Origin of the sequence: Streptomyces sp. XD-27 (assembly GCF_030553055.1) — a bacterium.
GTDB lineage: Bacteria > Actinomycetota > Actinomycetes > Streptomycetales > Streptomycetaceae > Streptomyces.
This window is the reverse complement of record NZ_CP130713.1, coordinates 3,495,282-3,513,729: the sequence shown is the minus strand read 5'-3', so window position 1 is coordinate 3,513,729 and position 18,448 is coordinate 3,495,282. Positions and strand designations below refer to the sequence as shown.

15 protein-coding genes are annotated in these 18,448 nt (G+C 73.4%); 6 read left to right on the top strand and 9 right to left on the bottom strand.

From position 1 onward, the window contains the following. Positions 1-83: 83 nt before the first annotated feature. A complete protein-coding gene (locus tag Q3Y56_RS14900) occupies positions 84-344 on the bottom strand; it encodes a hypothetical protein (protein WP_304462413.1) in 261 nt (86 codons plus the stop codon). Between the two features lie 167 nt (positions 345-511). Between Q3Y56_RS14900 and Q3Y56_RS14895 the strand changes: the two genes are divergently transcribed. Further along, complete coding sequence (locus Q3Y56_RS14895) at positions 512-895, top strand: cold-shock protein (RefSeq protein ID WP_304462412.1); 384 nt, start codon at positions 512-514, stop codon at positions 893-895. Positions 896-1,006: 111 nt separating this feature from the next. Here Q3Y56_RS14895 and Q3Y56_RS14890 read toward each other — a convergent pair whose 3' ends face one another. The 4 genes from Q3Y56_RS14890 to Q3Y56_RS14875 form a co-directional block, all read right to left on the bottom strand. Beyond that, entirely contained in the window at positions 1,007-1,888 is an 882-nt protein-coding gene (locus tag Q3Y56_RS14890) for a 1,4-dihydroxy-6-naphthoate synthase (protein ID WP_304462411.1), read from the bottom strand. Then, positions 1,881-3,101 carry a futalosine hydrolase gene (locus Q3Y56_RS14885; protein ID WP_304465617.1) on the bottom strand — a complete coding sequence of 407 codons (1,221 nt, stop codon included), beginning with the start codon at positions 3,099-3,101 and terminating at the stop codon, positions 1,881-1,883. Before Q3Y56_RS14885 ends, Q3Y56_RS14890 begins: the two co-directional genes overlap by 8 nt. A 106-nt stretch (positions 3,102-3,207) precedes the next feature. After that, positions 3,208-3,723 (bottom strand): hypothetical protein, encoded by a 516-nt coding sequence (locus Q3Y56_RS14880; protein ID WP_304462410.1) that lies wholly within the window; start codon positions 3,721-3,723, stop codon positions 3,208-3,210. Between the two features lie 26 nt (positions 3,724-3,749). Beyond that, positions 3,750-5,333, bottom strand: a complete 1,584-nt coding sequence (locus Q3Y56_RS14875; RefSeq protein WP_304462409.1) for an MFS transporter — start codon at positions 5,331-5,333, stop codon at positions 3,750-3,752. A gap of 489 nt (positions 5,334-5,822) precedes the next feature. On the opposite strand from Q3Y56_RS14875, the gene Q3Y56_RS14870 reads away from it, so the two are divergent. Further along, the gene (locus Q3Y56_RS14870) at positions 5,823-6,737 is read left to right on the top strand and encodes a DUF3027 domain-containing protein (protein WP_304462408.1); all 915 of its coding nucleotides are present in this window, start codon (positions 5,823-5,825) and stop codon (positions 6,735-6,737) included. A 242-nt stretch (positions 6,738-6,979) separates the two neighbouring features. Further along, on the top strand, positions 6,980-10,453 hold the full coding sequence (locus tag Q3Y56_RS14865; RefSeq protein ID WP_304465616.1) for a sacsin N-terminal ATP-binding-like domain-containing protein: 3,474 nt from the start codon (positions 6,980-6,982) through the stop codon (positions 10,451-10,453). A gap of 46 nt (positions 10,454-10,499) precedes the next feature. On the opposite strand, the gene Q3Y56_RS14860 is transcribed toward Q3Y56_RS14865, so the two are convergent. The 3 genes from Q3Y56_RS14860 to Q3Y56_RS14850 form a co-directional block, all read right to left on the bottom strand. Beyond that, a complete protein-coding gene (locus Q3Y56_RS14860; protein WP_304462407.1) occupies positions 10,500-11,318 on the bottom strand; it encodes an SAM-dependent methyltransferase in 819 nt (272 codons plus the stop codon). Positions 11,319-11,398: 80 nt separating this feature from the next. Further along, complete coding sequence (locus tag Q3Y56_RS14855) at positions 11,399-13,888, bottom strand: HAD-IC family P-type ATPase (RefSeq protein ID WP_304462406.1); 2,490 nt, start codon at positions 13,886-13,888, stop codon at positions 11,399-11,401. Between the two features lie 136 nt (positions 13,889-14,024). Then, positions 14,025-14,279, bottom strand: a complete 255-nt coding sequence (locus Q3Y56_RS14850) for a DUF2530 domain-containing protein (protein WP_304462405.1) — start codon at positions 14,277-14,279, stop codon at positions 14,025-14,027. A 155-nt stretch (positions 14,280-14,434) separates the two neighbouring features. Between Q3Y56_RS14850 and Q3Y56_RS14845 the strand changes: the two genes are divergently transcribed. Further along, positions 14,435-15,904 (top strand): NCS2 family permease, encoded by a 1,470-nt coding sequence (locus tag Q3Y56_RS14845; RefSeq protein ID WP_304462404.1) that lies wholly within the window; start codon positions 14,435-14,437, stop codon positions 15,902-15,904. Positions 15,905-15,940: 36 nt separating this feature from the next. Here the strand turns inward: Q3Y56_RS14845 and Q3Y56_RS14840 are convergent, their stop codons facing one another. Continuing rightward, a complete protein-coding gene (locus Q3Y56_RS14840) occupies positions 15,941-16,144 on the bottom strand; it encodes a ribbon-helix-helix protein, CopG family (RefSeq protein ID WP_304462403.1) in 204 nt (67 codons plus the stop codon). Positions 16,145-16,453: 309 nt separating this feature from the next. Here Q3Y56_RS14840 and Q3Y56_RS14835 point away from each other — a divergent pair, with 309 nt between their 5' ends. Together Q3Y56_RS14835 and Q3Y56_RS14830 are read left to right on the top strand one after the other, a co-directional pair. Then, the gene (locus Q3Y56_RS14835) at positions 16,454-16,831 is read left to right on the top strand and encodes a MarR family winged helix-turn-helix transcriptional regulator (protein ID WP_304465615.1); all 378 of its coding nucleotides are present in this window, start codon (positions 16,454-16,456) and stop codon (positions 16,829-16,831) included. A 308-nt stretch (positions 16,832-17,139) separates the two neighbouring features. Next, positions 17,140-18,432, top strand: coding sequence for an MFS transporter (locus Q3Y56_RS14830; RefSeq protein ID WP_304465614.1), 1,293 nt, complete (start codon positions 17,140-17,142; stop codon positions 18,430-18,432). Positions 18,433-18,448 lie beyond the last annotated feature (16 nt).

Sequence of the window (18,448 nt, the reverse complement as noted above, 5' to 3'; positions counted from 1 at the left end):
ATATCGCGGAACGAACGCGCTGACGGCATATCGCGGAACGGACGCGCTGACGGCACGTCGCGGGGCGGATGCGCGGACGACCGCTACGCGGGGTGCTCCTGCGACGCCCGTGCCTGGCGGCGCTGCGCGGCCACGGACCGCAGCACCCCCGCGCCCGCCAGCGCGAACCCGACGCCCATGAGCATGCTGACGAGGTAGGCCGCCGTGGGCAGCGGATCCGCGCCGAGCAGCAGCGGTGCGACGGTGGCCAGGGTGGCCACGGCGCCGACGATGAACACGATGGCGCCGGTGCGCACGAGCCCGTCGCCCGGCGCGCGCTCCTGGGATCGATGTGTGTCACTCACCGGACCAGGGTAGTTCGGCTTTGAAAGCGCGCAGGAACCACCCGGGTACGTCTTGTCACCAGGCTCGGGACCATTAGCCTTGGTGGTGGCGGGTCCTGGACCCGCTCTAGTGCTATCCAGAGCTGTTTTTCCGTGATTCCGACGAGTGACGAGGACGAGGACAAGACGTGCCTACCGGCAAGGTCAAGTGGTTCAACAGCGAGAAGGGCTTCGGCTTTCTCTCCCGCGACGACGGCGGCGACGTTTTCGTGCACTCGTCGGTGCTTCCGGACGGCGTCGACTCGCTGAAGCCGGGGCAGCGCGTCGAGTTCGGTGTCGTCGCCGGCCAACGCGGTGACCAGGCGCTTTCTGTCAACCTTCTCGACCCGGCCCCGTCGGTGGCGGCGGCCCAGCGGCGCAAGCCGGACGAGCTGGCGTCGATCGTGCAGGACCTCACCACGCTGCTGGAGAACGTGACGCAGCAACTGGAGCGCGGCCGGTACCCGGACAAGGCGCACGGCCACAAGATCGCGGGCATGCTGCGGGCGGTGGCGGACCAGCTGGACGTCTGAGGGCCCGACGAAGACGCCTCTGAACGCCGGACGAAGACATCTCCGAGGCCGGACGCCGGACGAAGACGTCTCCGACGACGTCTCCGAAGGCTGGACGGAGACGTCCGGGGGCTAGGCGAAGTCGAGCGCGTGCGGGCCGAGGGGCGGCACCAGCCCCTCGGCCGCGGCACGGGTCAGCAGCCCGCGCACCGCGGCGTAGCCGTCCTCGCCGAGACCGGCAGTGAACTCGTTGACGTACAGCCCGATGTGCTGGTCGGCGACGGCCGGGTCCATCTCCTGCGCGTGCGCCAGCACGTAGGCACGTGACGCCTGCGGGTCGTCCCACGCCATGCGCACCGACGTACGGGCCGCCTCCGCCAGGGCGCGCAGCCGCTGCTCGCCCAGCGCGCGCTTGGCGATGATCGCGCCGAGCGGGATCGGCAGCCCGGTGGTGTTCTCCCAGTGCTCGCCCATGTCGGCGAGGCAGTGCAGGCCGTACTCCTGATAGGTGAACCGCGCCTCGTGGATGACGAGCCCGGCGTCCACCTTCCCGTCCCGCACGGCGGGCATGATCTCGTGGAACGGCAGGACGACGACCTCGCCGACACCTCCCCCGGCGCGGCCGCTGGGAGATGCCCCCGGCACCTGGTCCGCCGCCCACAGCCGGAACAGCAGGTAAGCGGTCGAGCGCTCGCTGGGGACGGCGACGGTCTTCCCGGCGAGCCCGGCCGCGTCCCCCGGCTCGCGGGTGAGGACCAGCGGCCCGCAGCCCCGCCCGAGGGCGCCGCCGCAGGGCAGCAGCGCGTACTCGTCGAGCACCCAGGGCAGCACGGCGTAGGAAACCTTGAGGACGTCGAACTCACCGCGTTCGGCCATGCCGTTGGTGACGTCGATGTCGGCGAAGGTGACGTCCAGCGCCGGGGCGCCGGGGACCTGGCCGTGCGCCCAGGCGTGGAAGACGAAGGTGTCGTTGGGGCACGGCGAATACGCGATCTTGAGCGGCGGCTCACCCATGGCTTCCGGCCTCCTGGGTCTGGGCTGGTGACGTCGCGGGCTGCGGTGGGGTCCCATCCTCCGGAGCGGGTCGCGGAGGGGGCTGCGGAGCGGTCCCCGGCGGGGCGGCCCCGTCCTCCGGGGCGGTCCGCGGAGGGGGCTGTGGACCGGTCCGCGGTGAGGCCTCGTCCTCCAGGGCGGACTCCAGGGTGGACGCGGGCGGCAGGGACGCCAGCCGCTCGAAGGCCAGGCGCAGGGCGTCCAGCGCCTCGCCGATCCGCCAGGCGGCGCGGTCGCGCGGGCCGACGGGGTTGGAGACGGCGCGGATCTCCAGTACGGGCACGCCGTGCGCGGCGGCGGCCTCGGCCACGCCGAAGCCCTCCATGGCCTCGGCGGCGGCGCCGGGGTGGCGGTCCCGCAGCGCGGCCGCCCGCGCGGCGCTGCCGGTCACCGTGGAGACGGTCAGTACCGCGCCGCGTACGGCGCCGGTGGTCCTGGCGACGGCCCGTACCAGCGCGGCGGGCGGCTGGTGGGCCACGGTCCCGAAGCCCAGCTCGGTCACGGGGGCGAACCCGTCGGGCGTCTCGGCGCCCAGGTCGGCGGCGACGATGGCGTCGGCGACGACGAGCCCTCCGACCCGCGCCCCGGTCCCGTCACCCTCGGGGCGGAACCCGCCGCCGATCCCGGCCGACACGACGACGTCGTACGGCTCCTCCCGAACGGCGGCGACGGCCAACGCGGCCCCGGCCGCGGCCCCGGCGGCCGCGGGCCCGACCCCGGCAACCAGCACGTCGACCCGCACGCCGCGGAAACGTGCGGCAGCGGGGTCGGCGGGTGCCGGTGCGGCAGCGGGGTCAGCAGGTGCCGGTGCGGCAGCGGGATCGGCGGGTGCCAGCAGGCCGGCGACCGGTGCGGCGGGTGCCGGCGGGGCGGGTGCCAGCAGGTCGGTGGCCGGCGCGGCGGGTGCCGGTGCCAGCAGGGCCGGGGCCGGTGCAGCAGGGACCGGTGCAGCGGGTGCCGGTGCGGCAGCGGGATCAGTGGGCGCCGGTGCGGCGGCGCGGCTCGTGGCGGAAGTGAACGCGACCCGGACCAGCCCGTCCGGCCCGTACCCGGGCAGCGGGACGCCGCCCGTCGAGGTGGCTTCGGGCGGCCGCGCGCCGACCAGACCACGGACGACCGCGTCGCGCTCCGCGGCGACGGCGGTGACGACGAGTACCCGCGTGACGGCCCGCATCACCAACCCCTGCCGCTCCATGCGCTGTCGGCACCGTTCCCGCGGGTGCCGCGTACCCCGCAGGGACGACGCGGTCGCCGACCGCGCTGCCCCGGACGACCGTCCGTCAGGACTCCCGCTTGAGCGTGAAGTGCCACATGTTCTTCACGCCCTGGTTCCTGCCCTTGCCCTTGCCGAGTTCCACGATCGCGATCGTGACCTCGTCCTTCGGCGGCATGGGCTGGCCCATCTCGTTCTTCTGCGCGAAGAGCTCTTCGCCGTCGAACGTGCGGTACGTGCTCTTCGCCGGCTCGTTCATCACCGGGCCCGCCGCGATGACCACCCAGCCCGAGTCGGCGACCTCCGGGTCCACGCCGATGCGGACCTTCTGGCCCGGCTCCACCGAGATCTTCTCGCCGGACTCCTTGTTCAGGCAGGTCTGGATGTCCTTCTGGGACAGTTCCTTGCTGTCTCCGCGGCAGCCCTTCGTCGCCTCGGAGCTCTCGGAGTGAGAGCCGACCGTTACCGTCGTGATCGGGGTCGGCTTGTCACAGGCGGTGAGGCCGAGGAGCCCCAGGGTCACGGCACCGGCGGCGATAGCGGCACGGCGGCCCTTGCCCCGGGAAATCAACGCAGCGGTCATGCGGGCAGGCTATCGGGCCTGTCCCGTCACGCCACGCGGGGGTGCGGCGAGCCGCGCCGCGCGGCCGAGAGCAGCCCCCGTACGGTGGCCACGGTGCCCAGCGCGATCAGCCCGGCGGCGACGGCCATGCCCACGACGCCGTTGAGCGGCAGCATGATGCCGATCGCGCCACCGGCCACCCACGCCAGCTGGAGGGTGGTCTCGGAGCGGGAGAACGCCGACGTACGGACCACCTCGGGCATGTCCCGCTGGATCAGCGCGTCCAGCGACAGCTTGCCCAGCGCCTGCGAGATGCCGGCCGTCGCGGCGACCGCGGCCACCAGCACCGTGGAGTACAGGACGGCGGCCGACACCAGCACGGCCAGCGCCGCGGTCAGCACGACGACGATGATGCGCTCCGGGCCGCGCGCCTTGAGCCCCGCTCCGATGGCCGTACCCAGCGCGTTGCCGACGCCGGCCGCCACCACGACCACGCCCAGGGACACCTCGGGACTCAGCCCCGCCAGCGGATGCTCGCGGAGCAGGAAGGCGAGGAAGAGGGTGAGGAAGCCGGACAGCGCTTTCAGGGACGCGCACGCCTGGAGCGCGTGCAGCACGGACGGGCCGACCGTCCGCAGCCCGGGGCGCTTGGGCTTGGGCGGGGCCGTCTCGCTGCTGGTCTCCTTGCCCGTACCGGACGCGGACCGGTGCACCGGGTGCGGCAGGTGCAGATGGTGCTCGCCGGAGGTCAGCTGGACCCGCGCCTCGCCCTTCGCGGAGTCGACCTTGTGGGGGAGCGTGAAGGACAGGAACGTTCCGGCGGCGAACACCGCGCACGCCCCGTACAGCGGCCACTCCGGCCCGATCTGGTGCAGCCCCGCGCCCACCGGCGCGGCGATGCCGGTGGCCAGCAGACCGGCCAGCGTCACCCGCGAGTTGGCCCTGACCAGGGAGAAGCGGGGCGGCAGCAGCCGGGGGACGACCGCCGACCGCACGACCCCGTACGCCTTGGAGGCCACCAGGACGCCGAGCGCCGCCGGATACAGCTCAAGGCCGCCGCCCGCCACGGCCGTCGACATGCCGAGCGCCAGCACCGCCCGGCTGAGCATCGCGGTGGCCATCGCCGCGCGGCGGCCGTGCGGCAGCCGGTCCAGGAGCGGGCCGACGACCGGCGCCAGCAGCGCGAACGGCGCCATGGTGATGGCGAGGTAGAGCGCGACCCGGCCGCGCGCCTCGTCGGTCGGCACGGAGAAGAAGACCGTCGAGGCGAGCGCGATGGTGACCATCATGTCGCCCGCCGAGTTCACCGCGTGCAACTCGATGAGCTTGCCCAGGCCGGACTCGCCCGCGCCGTGCGCGTGCGTGGCGCGGCGGATGCCGCGGCCGGTCGCGGCGAACGGGTGCCGCAGGGCGCGGCCGGTCCGGCGGATCCAGCCGGTGCGGCCCCGGTCCGTGGACGCCGTGCGGCCCCGGTCCGAGGACGCCGTGCGGCTCCGCTCCGGGGACGGCGTGCGGCCGCCGTCCGGGGACGGCGCGGCGCCACCGGAGCCGGCGCCCTCGCTCCGGCCCGCGGCCTGGCCCGTCGTCCGGCCGGTCCCCTGGCCCATCTTCTGGCTTGCCCTCCGGCCCATCGGCCGTCCTATCGTTCGGCTGGTCCAGCCCTGTGTCCGGTCCTTCGTCCGATCCTCTGCCCGAATCCGACTCACCCGACTCATCTGACCATGGTGCCGCTTGGGCGGCACCGACGTGAGCCGGTCCGCGGCAGTCCGGGGGAGTTTCGTGATCCGGATTCGTGAACCCGGGTTTGTGATCCCGGTTCGCTGATCCGGGTTCGTGACGCGAATTCGTGATCCGAGGCGGATTCGTGATCGTGGTGGGTAGGGACGGGGGTAGGGGCACCTGGGCTGACAAGGTAGCGTGCCTAACGCGCCACTGGCGGTCGTTCTTGGCCACGCGCCGAGTCACTGTCCCGCAGAATGGGAAGTACAAGGTGCGCGCCCGAGGCCGATCAGGCGCGGACGTCGACGCGGTCCTGTGGTCCGCTCCGTCCGCCCTCCCGCCGCTCGGTTGGCGCACTCGTGAGACGGCGTAGGAGAGAATCGATTCTTGTGAGTGCTGCGATGCGAAGCCGTACCCCGGACCGCCTGTGCGCCGAGGCCGTCGATCTCGCCCGCGAGGCGGCCGAGGAAGCCGCACTCCCCGGGACGGTCGGCGAGCACGTCGCCGCCGTCGCCGACGCCGACCGTGTCGTCACACACCTGTTCGAGTGCGAGGAGCCCGGCTACCGCGGCTGGCGCTGGGCCGTGACCGTCGCCCGCGCCTCCCGCGCCAAGGTCGTCACCCTCGACGAGACCGTGCTGCTGCCCGGCCCGGACGCGCTGCTCGCGCCGGAGTGGGTGCCCTGGAGCGAGCGGCTGCGCCCCGGCGACCTGGGCCCGGGTGACCTGCTGCCCACCGAGGCCGAGGACCTGCGCCTGGAGCCGGGCTACACGGGAGCGGAGGTCGCGCCGCCCAACGCCGTGGTCTCCGAGGAGATGGCGCAGATCGCGGACGTCGCGGACGTCGAGGACGCGGAGATGACGGCCGGTCCGCCGTCCGCCCAGCCGACCGCGCCCGCGCGCGGCAGCATCGCGGCCATCGCCGAGGAGCTGGGCATGCGGCGCGCGCGGGTGCTGTCCCGCTACGGGCTGCACACGGCCGCCGACCGCTGGGACGACGCGTACGGCGCCAAGACCCCGATGGCACAGGCCGCCCCCGCCTCCTGCGTGTCCTGCGGCTTCCTGATGCCGCTCAGCGGCTCGCTGAAGCAGGCGTTCGGCGTGTGCGCGAACGAGTTCAGCCCGGCGGACGGCCGGGTGGTGTCGTTGACGTACGGCTGCGGGGCGCACTCGGAGGCGGCGGTCATGCCGAAGCCGCCGCGGCCGGCGCCGCCGGTGATCGACGAGACGGTCGTGGAGCCGATGGCGCTGCATCCGGACCGGACGGGGGGTTCGGTCGAGCCGGACGCCCCGGCGGAGGAACTCGGCCACTCCTAGCGTCTGGGCCGCACCAGGCTTCTGGCCCGCACCAGGCTTCTGGGCAGCTCCTTAGGCCCCTCGGCCCCTTCCGGTCTCGCCGGTCGTCCCTTCCCCGCGGCCGGTCGACGACGCCTCCCGCCGGCCGGGTGGAGACCCGGGGCCGGGCAGGGGCACGATCGGGTTGACGGTACGTTCGCAACAAGCAGTGTGCGCGGACGGTCCGCGCGGGGAACCCGGAGGCGAACGTGAGCAGCACGGCGATGGTGCGAGGCGCGACCGAGGGCGCGGACCCGTTCGGCACCGCCCGGCTTCGGCGCGGCGTACTGGACGCCTGGGCCGCGTCGCCCGCCCGCTTCCGGGAGGACGCCAACGCCGAGGAGGACCTGGCGCTCGGCGGCTACCGCGACCGGCTCGTGGTCGAGCTGGCCCAGAACGCCTCCGACGCCGCCGCCCGCGCCGGGGTCCCCGGCCGGCTGCGGCTCACCCTGCACCCCGCCGACGGCACCGCCCCCGCCGTGCTCGCCGCCGCCAACACCGGTGCCCCGCTGGACGCCCACGGCGTCGAGTCGCTGTCCACCCTCCGCGCCTCCGCCAAGCGCGACGAGGAGCAGGCGGGCGGCCACGCCGTCGGCCGCTTCGGCGTCGGCTTCGCGGCCGTACTGGCCGTCAGCGACGAGCCCGCCGTCGTCGGCCGTACCGGAGGCGTGCGCTGGTCCCTCGCCGAGGCGCGCGAGTTGGCCGGTACCGCCGCCGCGGCCGCCGGCCCCGGCCTCGCCGACGAGCTGCGCCGCCGGGACGGTCACGTGCCGCTGCTGCGACTGCCGCTGCCCGCCGAGGGCGCCGCTCCCGAGGGGTACGACACCGTCGTCGTCCTGCCGCTGCGGGACGGCGCGGCCGAGGACGTCGCCGTGCGGCTGCTGGCCGGGATCGACGACGCGCTGCTGCTGACCCTCCCCGGCCTGACGGAGGTCGTGGTCGACACGCCCGACGGCGTACGGACCCTGCGGCGGCGCGAGGACGGCCCGTACGTCGTCGTCGAGGACACCGCGGACGCGCGCGGCGCCACCCGCTGGCGCACCGAGCAGGCGGGCGGCCGACTGGACGCCGAACTGCTCAGGGACCGCCCGGTGGAGGAGCGGCTGCGTCCGGCGTGGTCGGTGACCTGGGCGGTGCCGGTGGACGACGCGGGTGCGCCGGTACGCCCCGGCACGGCGCCCGTGGTCCACGCGCCGACCCCCACCGACGAGCCGCTGGGCTTGCCCGCCCTGCTCATCGCGTCCTTCCCGCTGGAGCCGACCCGCCGCCACGCGGCGCCCGGCCCGCTCACGGACTTCCTGCTGGAGCGCGCGGCCGAGGCGTACGCGGCGCTGCTGCGCGGCTGGCACCCCGTCGGCGCCGGGACGATCGACCTCGTACCCGGCCCGCTGGGCCGGGGCGAACTGGACGCGCGGCTGCGCGGCCGCGTCCTGGAGCTGCTGCCGCGGGTGCCCTTCCTGCCGAGCGCGGCGGCGCCCGACAAGGCAGCGGAGGAGGCGTCGGAGGAGACCTCCGCGGAGGAGACGTCCGCGGAGGCGCCCGCCCGGGCGTGGGACGCCTCCCGCCTTGACGTCGTGGACCTCGACTCCGTGGACCTGGACTCCGTCGCGTTCGGTGGCGGCGGCCCCGGCGGCGAGCCGTACGCGCTGCGGCCGATGGACGCGGAGATCGTGGAGGGCGCGGGGGCCGAGACCGTGCGGGTGCTGGCCGAGCTGTTCCCGGGACTGCTGCCCGCCGGGCTCGAACGCCGCGCGGAGCTGCGGGCGCTGGACGTGGCGCGGGTGCCGCTCGGCGAGCTGATCGACCGGCTCGCGGGGGTGGACCGCTCGCCCGCGTGGTGGTGGCGGCTGTACGACTCGCTGGCGGGCACGGACCCGGACCGGCTCAGCGGCCTGCCGGTGCCGCTCGCCGACGGGCGTACGACGATCGGGCCGCGGCAGGTGCTGCTGCCGCTGCCCGGCGAGAGCGGCGAGCTGATGAGTGCCGGTCAGGTGGCCCCGTACGGAAGGGACGCCGCGTACGAGGACACCCCGTACGAAGGCACCCCGTACGCGAAGCCCGCGGACGGCGCGCCCGCCCACGGAGCCCCCGGCAGCGCCACCACCGCCGACGACACGCCCCCCGGCGGCGACATCGCGGCCCGCCATCGCACCCTCGCCCGCCTCGGCCTCAAAGTCGCGCACCCCGATGCCGCGCACCCGCTGCTGGAGAAGCTCGGCGCCACCCCGGCGACCCCGCGCGCGGTGTTGACCACCCCCCAGGTCCGGGCGGCGGTCGCGGCCTCCCTCGACGAGGACGAGCACTGGTACGACGGCGCCGACGGGGACGACGACACGGCGGGCCTGGACACCTACGAACTGGCCGAGACGGTCCTCGGCCTGGCGCGGGACGCGCGCCTGGCCCCCGGCGACGAGCCGTGGCTGGCGGCACTGGCGCTCCCCGACGAGGACGGCGAGCCGACCCCGGCGGGCGAGCTCGTCTTCCCCGGCAGCGACTTCGAGGCCGTGATCCACGAGGGCGAACTCCCCTCCTGCGACCCGGAGCTGGCCGAGCGGTGGGGCGAGCAGCCGCTGACGGCGGTGGGCGTGCTGGCCGACTTCACTCTCGTCCGGGCCACGGACGTCGTCCTCGACCCGGACGAACTGGAGCCCCGCGAGAGCGACTTCGCCGAGCCCGACGACGCGGGCCTGCTGGACGCGGTGGACGTGTGGTGCGAGGACGTCCTCGACCGGCTGCCGGAGAGCCCCGTACCCCCCGTGGCCACGGAGATCGTCGCCGTCCGCGACCTGGAGCTGGTCGCGGACGACGCCTGGCCGCGGGCCCTGGCGATGCTCGCCAAGCCCCCGCTGCGCGACGCCCTGACCACGCCGGTGCGGATCCTGCTGCCGGACGGCACGGCGGAGACGGTGCGGCCGTACACCGCGTGGTGGCTGCGCGGCCATCCGGTGCTGGACGGCCGCCGCCCGGCGGGCCTGCGCGCGGCGGGCGGCGACCCGCTGCTGGAGGGGCTGTACGAGGAGGCGGACGCCGGCGGCTTTGAGGACGAGCAGGTGCTGCGCGCGCTCGGCGTCCGGACCTCGGCCGCGGCGCTGCTGGCCGAACCGGGCGGCGCGGCCGAACTCCTGGCCCGGCTGGCCGACCCGGACCGCGAGGTCACGGCCGCCCAACTGCACGCCCTCTACGGCCTGCTGGCGGACCTCGACCCGGAGCAGGTCACGCTGCCGGACGAGCTCCGAGCGGTTGTCGACGGCGAGGTGCGGGTCGTCGACGCGACCGAGGCCGTCGTCGCGGACACCCCGGACCTGATCCCGCTGGCGGCGGGCCGCGCCCTGCTGCCCGTACGGCCCACGCGCGCGGCGGACCTGGCGGACCTGTTCCAGGTGCGGCGCCTGAGCGAGCTGTACGCGGCCTCCGAGGTGCCGGCCGACGGCGAACCGCGCCAGGTCCCGGACGCGGTGCGGATCCTGCTGCCGGGCGCCCCCGAGACGTACGTGGAGCACGACGAGCTGGTCGTCGAGGGCGTGGAACTGGACTGGCGCCGCACCCCGGACGGGGCCCTGCACGCGGCCACCCTGGAGGGCGTCGCGGCGGGCCTGGCCTGGGCGGCGGGCCAGTGGCACCGCCGCTTCGAGGCGGCGGCACTGCTGGAGGACCTGACCCGCACGGAGGAACTGGCGCAGGCCCGCTGGTTCGACTGACGCGTATCCACGGCCCGGCGCCGGGAGGCCCGGAGCCCGGGAGGCGTTACGGCTTGCGGGCCACGCCCACGTACAGCGACACCTTCGTGCGGGCCAGCTCGGCCGGGTCGGTGTCCGGGGCCGGGCGCCAGCGGTGGGCCATCTCCACGCCCGGCTCGATCAGTTCGAGGCCGTCGAAAAAGCGGGCCACCTGGTTCTTCGTGCGGCCCACGACCGTCATGCCGCTCCTGCGGTACAGCTCGGTGACGGTGTCCCGGACCTGCGAGTCGGGGTCCGGGACGCCGTGGCTGAGGGCGAGGTAGCTGCCGGGGGCGAGGGCGTCGAGGAGGTGCTGGACGATGCCGTACGGGTTGGCCTCGTCGGGGAAGAAGTGCATCAGCGCGTTGAGGGAGAGCCCGACCGGCTCGGTCAGGTCGAGGGTGTCCCGGAGTACCGCGGAGTCGAGGATGGACTCCGGCTGCGCGACGTCGGCGCGGAGGAACACCGTGCGGCCCTCGGGGGTGCTGTTCAGCAGCGCGTCCGCGTAGGTGAGCACGATCGGGTCGTGGTCGACATAGACGATCCGCGCGTCAGGGACCACGCCCTGCGCGATCTGGTGCAGGTTCGGCTCGGTGGGGATGCCGGTGCCGAGGTCGAGGAACTGGCGGATCCCGGCCTCGGCGGCGAGCCACCGCGTGGCGCGGTGCATGAACGCCCGGTTGGTGCGGGCCCATTGCTGCACACCCGGCCACGCGGCCATCACGCTCTCGGCGGCCTGCGCGTCGATCTCGTAGTGGGTCTTGCCCCCGAGGTAGTAGTCGTACATCCGGGCCGAGTGCGGCCTGCTGGTGTCGATCTCGTCCGCGCGGAAGCTGTAACCGGTCATGCGTTCAGGTTACTTGGCGGTTCGGCGGCCGCGAGAGGAGGTCAACTCCCTTGGGCACAAGGCGCAGGCGACTGCGGCCCTCAGGGCGCTGGGTCGTCCCACGCGGCGATCCAGCGCCACACCACCTCCAGCAGCGCCGCCGCGGCCGCCGCGACGCCCACCGCGGTCCAGGGCATCTCGGTCCCCACCAGCCGCAGCGCGAAGACGTCCCGGAGCCACGGCGTGGCGAGGACGGCCGCGAAGCCCAGCGCCATGCTCAGCACCAGGCCCACCCGCCACCAGGTGTACGGCCGCGCGATGATCGCCAGCACCCACATCGAGATCAGGAACAGGGTCAGCGTCGCGGCGCTGGTCTCCGCGTCCAGAGCGCCCTCGCCCCGGTAGTGGCCCCGTGCCGTCAGGTACACGGCGTACGTGGCCAGCCCGGCGATCAGCCCGGCCGGGACCGAGTACCGCGTCACCCGCCGCACGAACCGCGGCCGGGCGCGCTCCTTGTTGGGCGCCAGCGCCAGGAAGAACGCCGGGACGCCGATGGTCAGCGTGGACAGCAGCGTCAGATGCCGGGGCAGGAACGGGTACGGCACCTGCGAGCACACCACCAGCAGCGCCAGCAGCACCGAATAGACCGTCTTGACCAGGAAGAGGTTGGCCACCCGCTCGATGTTGCCGATGACGCGGCGGCCCTCCGCGACCACCGACGGCAGCGTCGCGAAGCTGTTGTTCAGCAGCACGATCTGCGCCACCGCGCGGGTCGCCTCGCTGCCCGTCCCCATCGCGACCCCGATGTCCGCGTCCTTGAGCGCCAGTACGTCGTTGACCCCGTCGCCGGTCATCGCGACGTGATGCCCGTGCGACTGGAGCGCGCCGACCATGTCCCGCTTCTGCTGCGGGGTGACCCGGCCGAAGACCGCCGCGCCCTCCAGCGCCGTGGCCATGGCGTCCCGCTCGGCGGGCAGCCGGCGCGCGTCGACCGGGCGGTCCGCGCCGGGCAGGCCCAGCTTCCCGGCCACCGCGCCCACCGACACCGCGTTGTCACCGGAGATCACCTTCGCGGCGACGTCCTGGTCGGCGAAGTACCGCAGCGTGTCGGAGGCGTCCGGGCGCAGCCGCTGCTCCAGCACCACCAGCGCGACCGCCCGCGCGTCGTCGGCGACCCGGGGATCGTCCAGCGACCGCTCCGTACGTGCCAGCAGCAGCACCCGCAGCCCCTGGGCGTTCAGCTCCTCGATCCCGGCCAGCACCGGGTCGCCCTCGGGCAGCAGCACGTCCGGCGCGCCCAGCAGCCAGGTGGCGGACCGGGGGTCCGGCTGCCGGCCGCCCGGCGCGCGCAGCGTGGCGCCGCTGTACTTCCGGGCCGATGAGAACGGCAGCGTGCCGGTGCTGCGCCAGCCTTCGTGCCCGCCGAGGTGCGCGTCGTCGCGCCTGCCGTCATCACGCTCATCATCGCGCCCGCCGGCATCGTGTCCGTCGTCGTGCGCGCCGTCGTTCCCGTCCGGATAGGCGTCGATGATGGCCTGGAGGCTGGCGTTGGGCCGCGGATCGGACGAGCCCAGGGCGCCCAGCACCTGCCCCAACTGCTCGTCCCGCAGCTCGTCGTCGAGCGGCCGTAGCTCGGTCACGTCCATGCCGCCCTCGGTGAGCGTGCCCGTCTTGTCCAGGCAGACGACGTCGACCCGTGCGAGCCCCTCGATGGCGGGCAGCTCCTGCACCAGGCACCGCTTGCGGCCCAGCCGGATGACCCCGATCGCGAACGCCATGGAGGTGAGCAGCACCAGCCCCTCGGGGACCATCGGCACGATCCCGCCGACCATCCGCCGCACCGCCTCGCGCCAGTCGTCCTCCTCGACGATGAGCTGGCTGATGACCAGGCCGGTCGCGGCCGGGACCATCAGCCACGTCACGTACTTGAGGATCCGGTTGATGCCGCTGCGCAGCTCGGAGTGGACCAGGGTGAACCGGGACGCCTCCTCGGCCAGCTGCGCCGCATACGCCTCACGGCCGACCTTGGTGGCGGTGAACGCGCCGCCGCCCGCGACCACGAAGCTGCCGGACATCACCGGGTCGCCGGGCTGCTTGAGGACGGGGTCGGCCTCGCCGGTCAGCAGCGACTCGTCGATCTCCAGCCCGTCCGCCTCGACCACCCGGCCGTCGACCACGGCCTTGTCCCCGGGGCCGAGCTCGACCAGGTCGCCCAGGACGATGGCGGCCGTGGGGACCTCGGTCGCGACGCCGTCGCGGCGGACGGTCGGCCTGGCCTCGCCGATGACGGCCAGGCTGTCGAGGGTCTTCTTGGCGCGCAGCTCCTGCACGATGCCGATCGCGGTGTTGGCGACGATGACGAACCCGAAGAGCCCGTCCTGGATCGGTCCGACGACGAGGATGATCAGGAAGAGGGCGCCGATGATCGCGTTGAAGCGGGTGAGGACGTTGGCGCGGATGATCTCGGCGAGGGAGCGGGAGGAGCGGACGGGTACGTCGTTGACCTCGCCGCGGGCGACGCGGGCCGCCACCTCGGCGGCGGTGAGGCCGGGGTGCGTACCGGGTGCGGCCTCGCGGGCCGTTGCGGCCATGTCTTCGACGGTACGGGGAGACGGCCGTCCCTACCCCCGGAACCGGCGCCCCTGCCCCGGAGCGGGCCGTGCCTACCCTCGGGGCCGGCCGTCCCTGTCCCGGAAACGGCCGTGCCTACCCGGAAACCGGCCGTCCCTACCCGTCGGCGGCCTGCGCGCGGCGGATGGCCGCGTCCCGCTTGCGTACGTACCAGATGCCGATCAGCCCCAGCCCGCCGCCGGCCAGGCAGGTCCACAGCCACCACAGGTGGTCGTGGTCGTCGAACCAGCCGTAGAAGGGGAGCTGGACGAGGAAGAGGACGAACCACACGATCGTGCCGCCGGTGATGGTGGCGACGACATTGCCCTCCAGGGGCTCCGGCGCCTCGTGCCGGGGAGTCCACTTCGTCATGGGCACAGCTTAAGGGGCACGGGCTTCTACGCGCGGAGATAGCGATCTTTGCCTTATGCATTCATACTGAACCGGCCCGGGTCCGACTGGATGGTTTCGTATGAACATCCACAAGGGCCCTTTTATTTGTGTACGCGCACCACTGAGGTCATCCCATGCCCCCCTCGGCCCCGGCTCCGGTCGACGCCCAGCAGCCGCCACCGGCACCGTCCACCAACGGTCTGGACCGGTTCTTCCAGATCTCCGCGCGGGGGTCCTCGGTGGCCCGGGAGATCCGCGGCGGCCTGGCCACGTTCTTCGCGATGGCCTACATCATCGTGCTCAACCCGATCATCCTGGGCGCCGGTGAGGACAAGTACGGTCACCAGCTGGACAACGGCCAACTCGTCACCGCCACCGCCCTGATGGCGGGCCTGACGACGATCCTCATGGGCGTCATCGGCAACGTTCCGATCGCGCTCGCCGCCGGGCTCGGCATCAACGCCGTCGTCGCCCTCCAGCTCGCCCCCAAGATGAGCTGGCCGGACGCGATGGGCATGGTGGTCCTCGCGGGCCTGGTGCTGATGATCCTGGTCGCCTCCGGCCTGCGGCAGCGCGTGATGGACGCGATCCCCGGCGGGCTGCGGCGCGCCATCGCGATCGGCATCGGCCTGTTCATCGCCCTCATCGGCCTGGTCGACTCCGGCTTCGTGACCCGCAATCCGGACAAGGCGCACACCACCGTGCCCATGGGCATGGGGATCGAGGGCCGGCTCCAGGGCTGGCCGGTGCTGATCTTCGTACTCGGACTGGCGCTCACGTTCATCCTGGTGGTCCGCAAGACGCGCGGCGCGATCCTCATCGGCATCACCGTGACCGCCTTCACCGCGATCATCGTCAACACGATCGCCACGATCCCGGACGCGGACTGGGGGCTGAGCGTGCCGCGGGTGCCGGACAAGGTCGTGGACACCCCGGACTTCGGGCTGATCGGCGACATCAGCCTGTTCGGCGGCTTCGACGAGGTCGGCGTCCTCACCGGCTGCCTGTTCGTGTTCACCGTGCTGCTGTCCGGCTTCTTCGACGCGATGGGCACCATCATCGGCGTCGGCGAGGAGGCCGGACTGATGGACGACGAGAAGGGTCAGATGCCCGGCATGGGGCGGATCCTGATGGTCGACGGCATCGCGGTCGCGGGCGGCGGGCTCGGCTCGGCGTCCGCCAACACCTGCTTCGTGGAGTCCACGGCGGGCGTCGGCGAAGGCGCCCGCACGGGGCTCGCGAACCTGGTGACCGGTGGGCTCTTCCTGCTCGCGCTGGTCTTCACGCCGCTGGCCAGGGTGGTCCCGTCGCAGGCCGCGACCCCGGCGCTGATCGTCGTGGGCTTCCTGATCATGGCGGCGAACGTCACCGAGATCGACTGGCGCGACTCCACGATCGCGGTCCCGGCGTTCCTGACGCTGGTCTCCATGCCGTTCACCTACAGCATCACCAACGGCATCGGCATCGGCGTGCTGTCGTTCATCATGCTGCGCGTCGCGACCAGGCGGACGCGGGAGATCCCGTGGCTGCTGGGCGCCGTGGGGCTGTGCTTCCTCGTCTACTTCCTCCTCGACCCGATCGAGCAGGTGCTCGGCGTCAGCTGAGGGACTGAGGGGTCGAGGGGCCGAAGGGCTGAGGGGCTACCTGTCCTCGCCGTAGAACCGCTCGGTCTCGTCGACGGACGTCTGGAAGCGCTCGTCGAAGTCATCGCGGATGAGCGTCCGGACCACGTAGTCCTGGACGCTCATTCCGCGTTTCGCGGCGTGTCGCCGGATCCGGTCCAGCAGCTCGGTGTCTATCCGCAGGCTGAGCACCGTCGATTCCGTACCGGCCTTCGATCCCATACGTCCAGGGTCGCGGGGCTTCCTGGGCCATCGCGTTACTTTCCGGAGGGTCCTCACTCGTATGGGTGATTCTGGGTACGGGTGATCCCGCGTACGGGTGGTTCCGGCGCGCGGGCGGCGCGGCATCGCGCTCCTATGCGGCATCGCGCTCTTATAGGGACGCGCTTTCATTAGACCGGGTAATGAGTTACTCTAAAGACTATGCCGGAACTGTCCCGCCCCCTGCCCCCGGCCGGGGAACTGAGCGACACCACCCCCACCGTGGCCGCCGACGACACGGCCGCCGTGGACCTGCTGCGCTCCGCCGTGATGCGGCTGGGGCGGCGGCTCAAGCACCAGCGCGTCGACGAGTCGCTGAGCCCCACCGAGATGTCCGTCCTGGGCACCCTCGCCCGCTGCGGCTCGGCCACCCCCGGTGAGCTGGCCCGCAAGGAGCACGTGCAGCCGCCCTCGATGACCCGCATCGTCGCGCTGCTGGAGGCCAAGGAGCTGGTCCGGCTGGAGCCGCACCCGCAGGACCGCCGCCAGAAGGTCGTCTCGCAGACCGAACGGGCCGAGGCCATGCTGGAAGAGAGCCGCCGCAAGCGGAACGCGTGGCTGGCCGAGCAGGCCGCGAAACTCACCGACGACGAACGAGCGGTGCTCCGCGCCGCCGCGCCCGTGCTGGAGAAGCTGGCACACCTGTAACCGACCACGCCGCGAGGAGGCGAACCCCTTTGAGTCCGGGACCCGGAGCAGACTCCGCACCCGCACCGAATCCACTCCACCGCAACCACGCCGACGAAGCGGTCGACGCGGCCGACTCCCGCGAATCCCGCGAAGCCGCCGACACCACTGACAGCACCGACGCCACTGGCAGCACCGACGCCACTGGCAGCGCCGACGCCTCTGACATAGCCGACGCCTCTGACATAGGCGACTCGGCCGCCGACTCCTCCGACATACGGGGCTCGGCCGCCGACTCCACCGGGTCCTCGGACACCGCCCGGCGCGGAATGTTCAGTTCACTCAGGATCCGCAACTACCGGCTCTTCGCGACCGGCGCCGTCGTGTCCAACACCGGCACCTGGATGTCCCGGATCACCCAGGACTGGCTGGTCCTCAGCCTCACGGGCTCCTCCACCGCCGTCGGCATCACCACAGCCCTGCAGTTCCTGCCGATGCTGCTGTTCGGCCTGTACGGCGGAGTCATCGCCGACCGCTACCCCAAGCGCCGCCTCCTGCTGATCACCCAGACCGCGCTGGGCGCCTGCGGACTGGCGCTGGCCGCCCTCACCCTCAGCGGGCAGATCCAGGTCTGGCACGTCTACCTCATCGCCTTCCTCCTCGGCATGGTCACGGTCGTGGACAACCCGGCCCGCCAGGCGTTCGTCGTCGAGATGGTCGGACCGCGCGACCTGCGCAACGCCGTCAGTCTCAACTCGGCGAACTTCCAGTCCGCCAAGCTCGTCGGCCCCGCCGTCGCCGGTGTCCTCATCACCGCCGTCGGCAGCGGTTGGGCCTTCCTGCTCAACGGGCTGTCCTTCGCCGCCCCGCTGGCCGGTCTGCTGCTGATGCGCACCGGCGAACTGCACAAGGTCGAGCGCGCGCCGCGCGCCAAGGGCCAGCTGCGCGAGGGCCTGGCTTACGTCGCCGGGCGCCCCGATCTGCTCTGGCCGATCGTCCTCGTCGGGTTCATCGGCACCTTCGGGTTCAACTTCCCGATCTGGCTGAGCGCCTTCGCCGACGACGTCTTCCACGCCGGGCCCGGCACGTACGGCCTGCTCAACACGCTGATGGCGGTCGGCTCCGTCACCGGCGCGCTGCTCGCCGCCCGGCGCACCAACTCGCCGCTGCGGCTGCTGATCGGCGCGGCGGTGCTGTTCGGGGTGCTGGAGACGGCGGCGGCCTTCGCCCCGACGTTCTGGATCTTCGCGGCGCTGATGGTGCCGATCGGCGTCTTCGCGATGACGTTCAACGTCACGGCGAACTCCAGCGTGCAGCTGGCCACGGACCCGGCGATGCGCGGCCGGGTGATGAGCCTGTACATGATGGTCTTCTTCGGCGGCACCCCGCTCGGCGGCCCGCTGGTCGGCTGGCTCACCGACGCCTACGGCGCCCGCGTCGGCTTCGCGGCGGGCGGCCTCGTCGCGGCGCTCGCGGCCGGCACGGTCGGGCTGGTCCTGGCCCGGATCGGGGGCCTGCGGCTGCGGGTGGATCTGCGGCGGGGGCGGCGGGTGATCGCGTTCGTGCCGAGGCAGACGCCCGAGCCCACGGAGGCGCGCGAGCGGGTCCTGACGGGGGCGTGACACGGCGTGACGCACG

Excerpts from the sequence above, each read along its gene's own strand:
- Q3Y56_RS14880 (WP_304462410.1), bottom strand. The coding sequence starts at position 3,723 with ATGACCGCTGCGTTGATTTCCCGGGGCAAGGGCCGCCGTGCCGCTATC.
- Q3Y56_RS14840 (WP_304462403.1), bottom strand. The coding sequence starts at position 16,144 with ATGGGATCGAAGGCCGGTACGGAATCGACGGTGCTCAGCCTGCGGATA.
- Q3Y56_RS14850 (WP_304462405.1), bottom strand. The coding sequence starts at position 14,279 with ATGACGAAGTGGACTCCCCGGCACGAGGCGCCGGAGCCCCTGGAGGGC.
- Q3Y56_RS14885 (WP_304465617.1), bottom strand. The coding sequence starts at position 3,101 with ATGCGGGCCGTCACGCGGGTACTCGTCGTCACCGCCGTCGCCGCGGAG.
- Q3Y56_RS14875 (WP_304462409.1), bottom strand. The coding sequence starts at position 5,333 with ATGGGCCGGAGGGCAAGCCAGAAGATGGGCCAGGGGACCGGCCGGACG.
- Q3Y56_RS14890 (WP_304462411.1), bottom strand. The coding sequence starts at position 1,888 with ATGGGTGAGCCGCCGCTCAAGATCGCGTATTCGCCGTGCCCCAACGAC.
- Q3Y56_RS14865 (WP_304465616.1), top strand. The coding sequence starts at position 6,980 with ATGGTGCGAGGCGCGACCGAGGGCGCGGACCCGTTCGGCACCGCCCGG.
- Q3Y56_RS14870 (WP_304462408.1), top strand. The coding sequence starts at position 5,823 with ATGCGAAGCCGTACCCCGGACCGCCTGTGCGCCGAGGCCGTCGATCTC.
- Q3Y56_RS14855 (WP_304462406.1), bottom strand. The coding sequence starts at position 13,888 with ATGGCCGCAACGGCCCGCGAGGCCGCACCCGGTACGCACCCCGGCCTC.
- Q3Y56_RS14860 (WP_304462407.1), bottom strand. The coding sequence starts at position 11,318 with ATGACCGGTTACAGCTTCCGCGCGGACGAGATCGACACCAGCAGGCCG.
- Q3Y56_RS14835 (WP_304465615.1), top strand. The coding sequence starts at position 16,454 with ATGCGGCTGGGGCGGCGGCTCAAGCACCAGCGCGTCGACGAGTCGCTG.
- Q3Y56_RS14845 (WP_304462404.1), top strand. The coding sequence starts at position 14,435 with ATGCCCCCCTCGGCCCCGGCTCCGGTCGACGCCCAGCAGCCGCCACCG.
- Q3Y56_RS14830 (WP_304465614.1), top strand. The coding sequence starts at position 17,140 with ATGTTCAGTTCACTCAGGATCCGCAACTACCGGCTCTTCGCGACCGGC.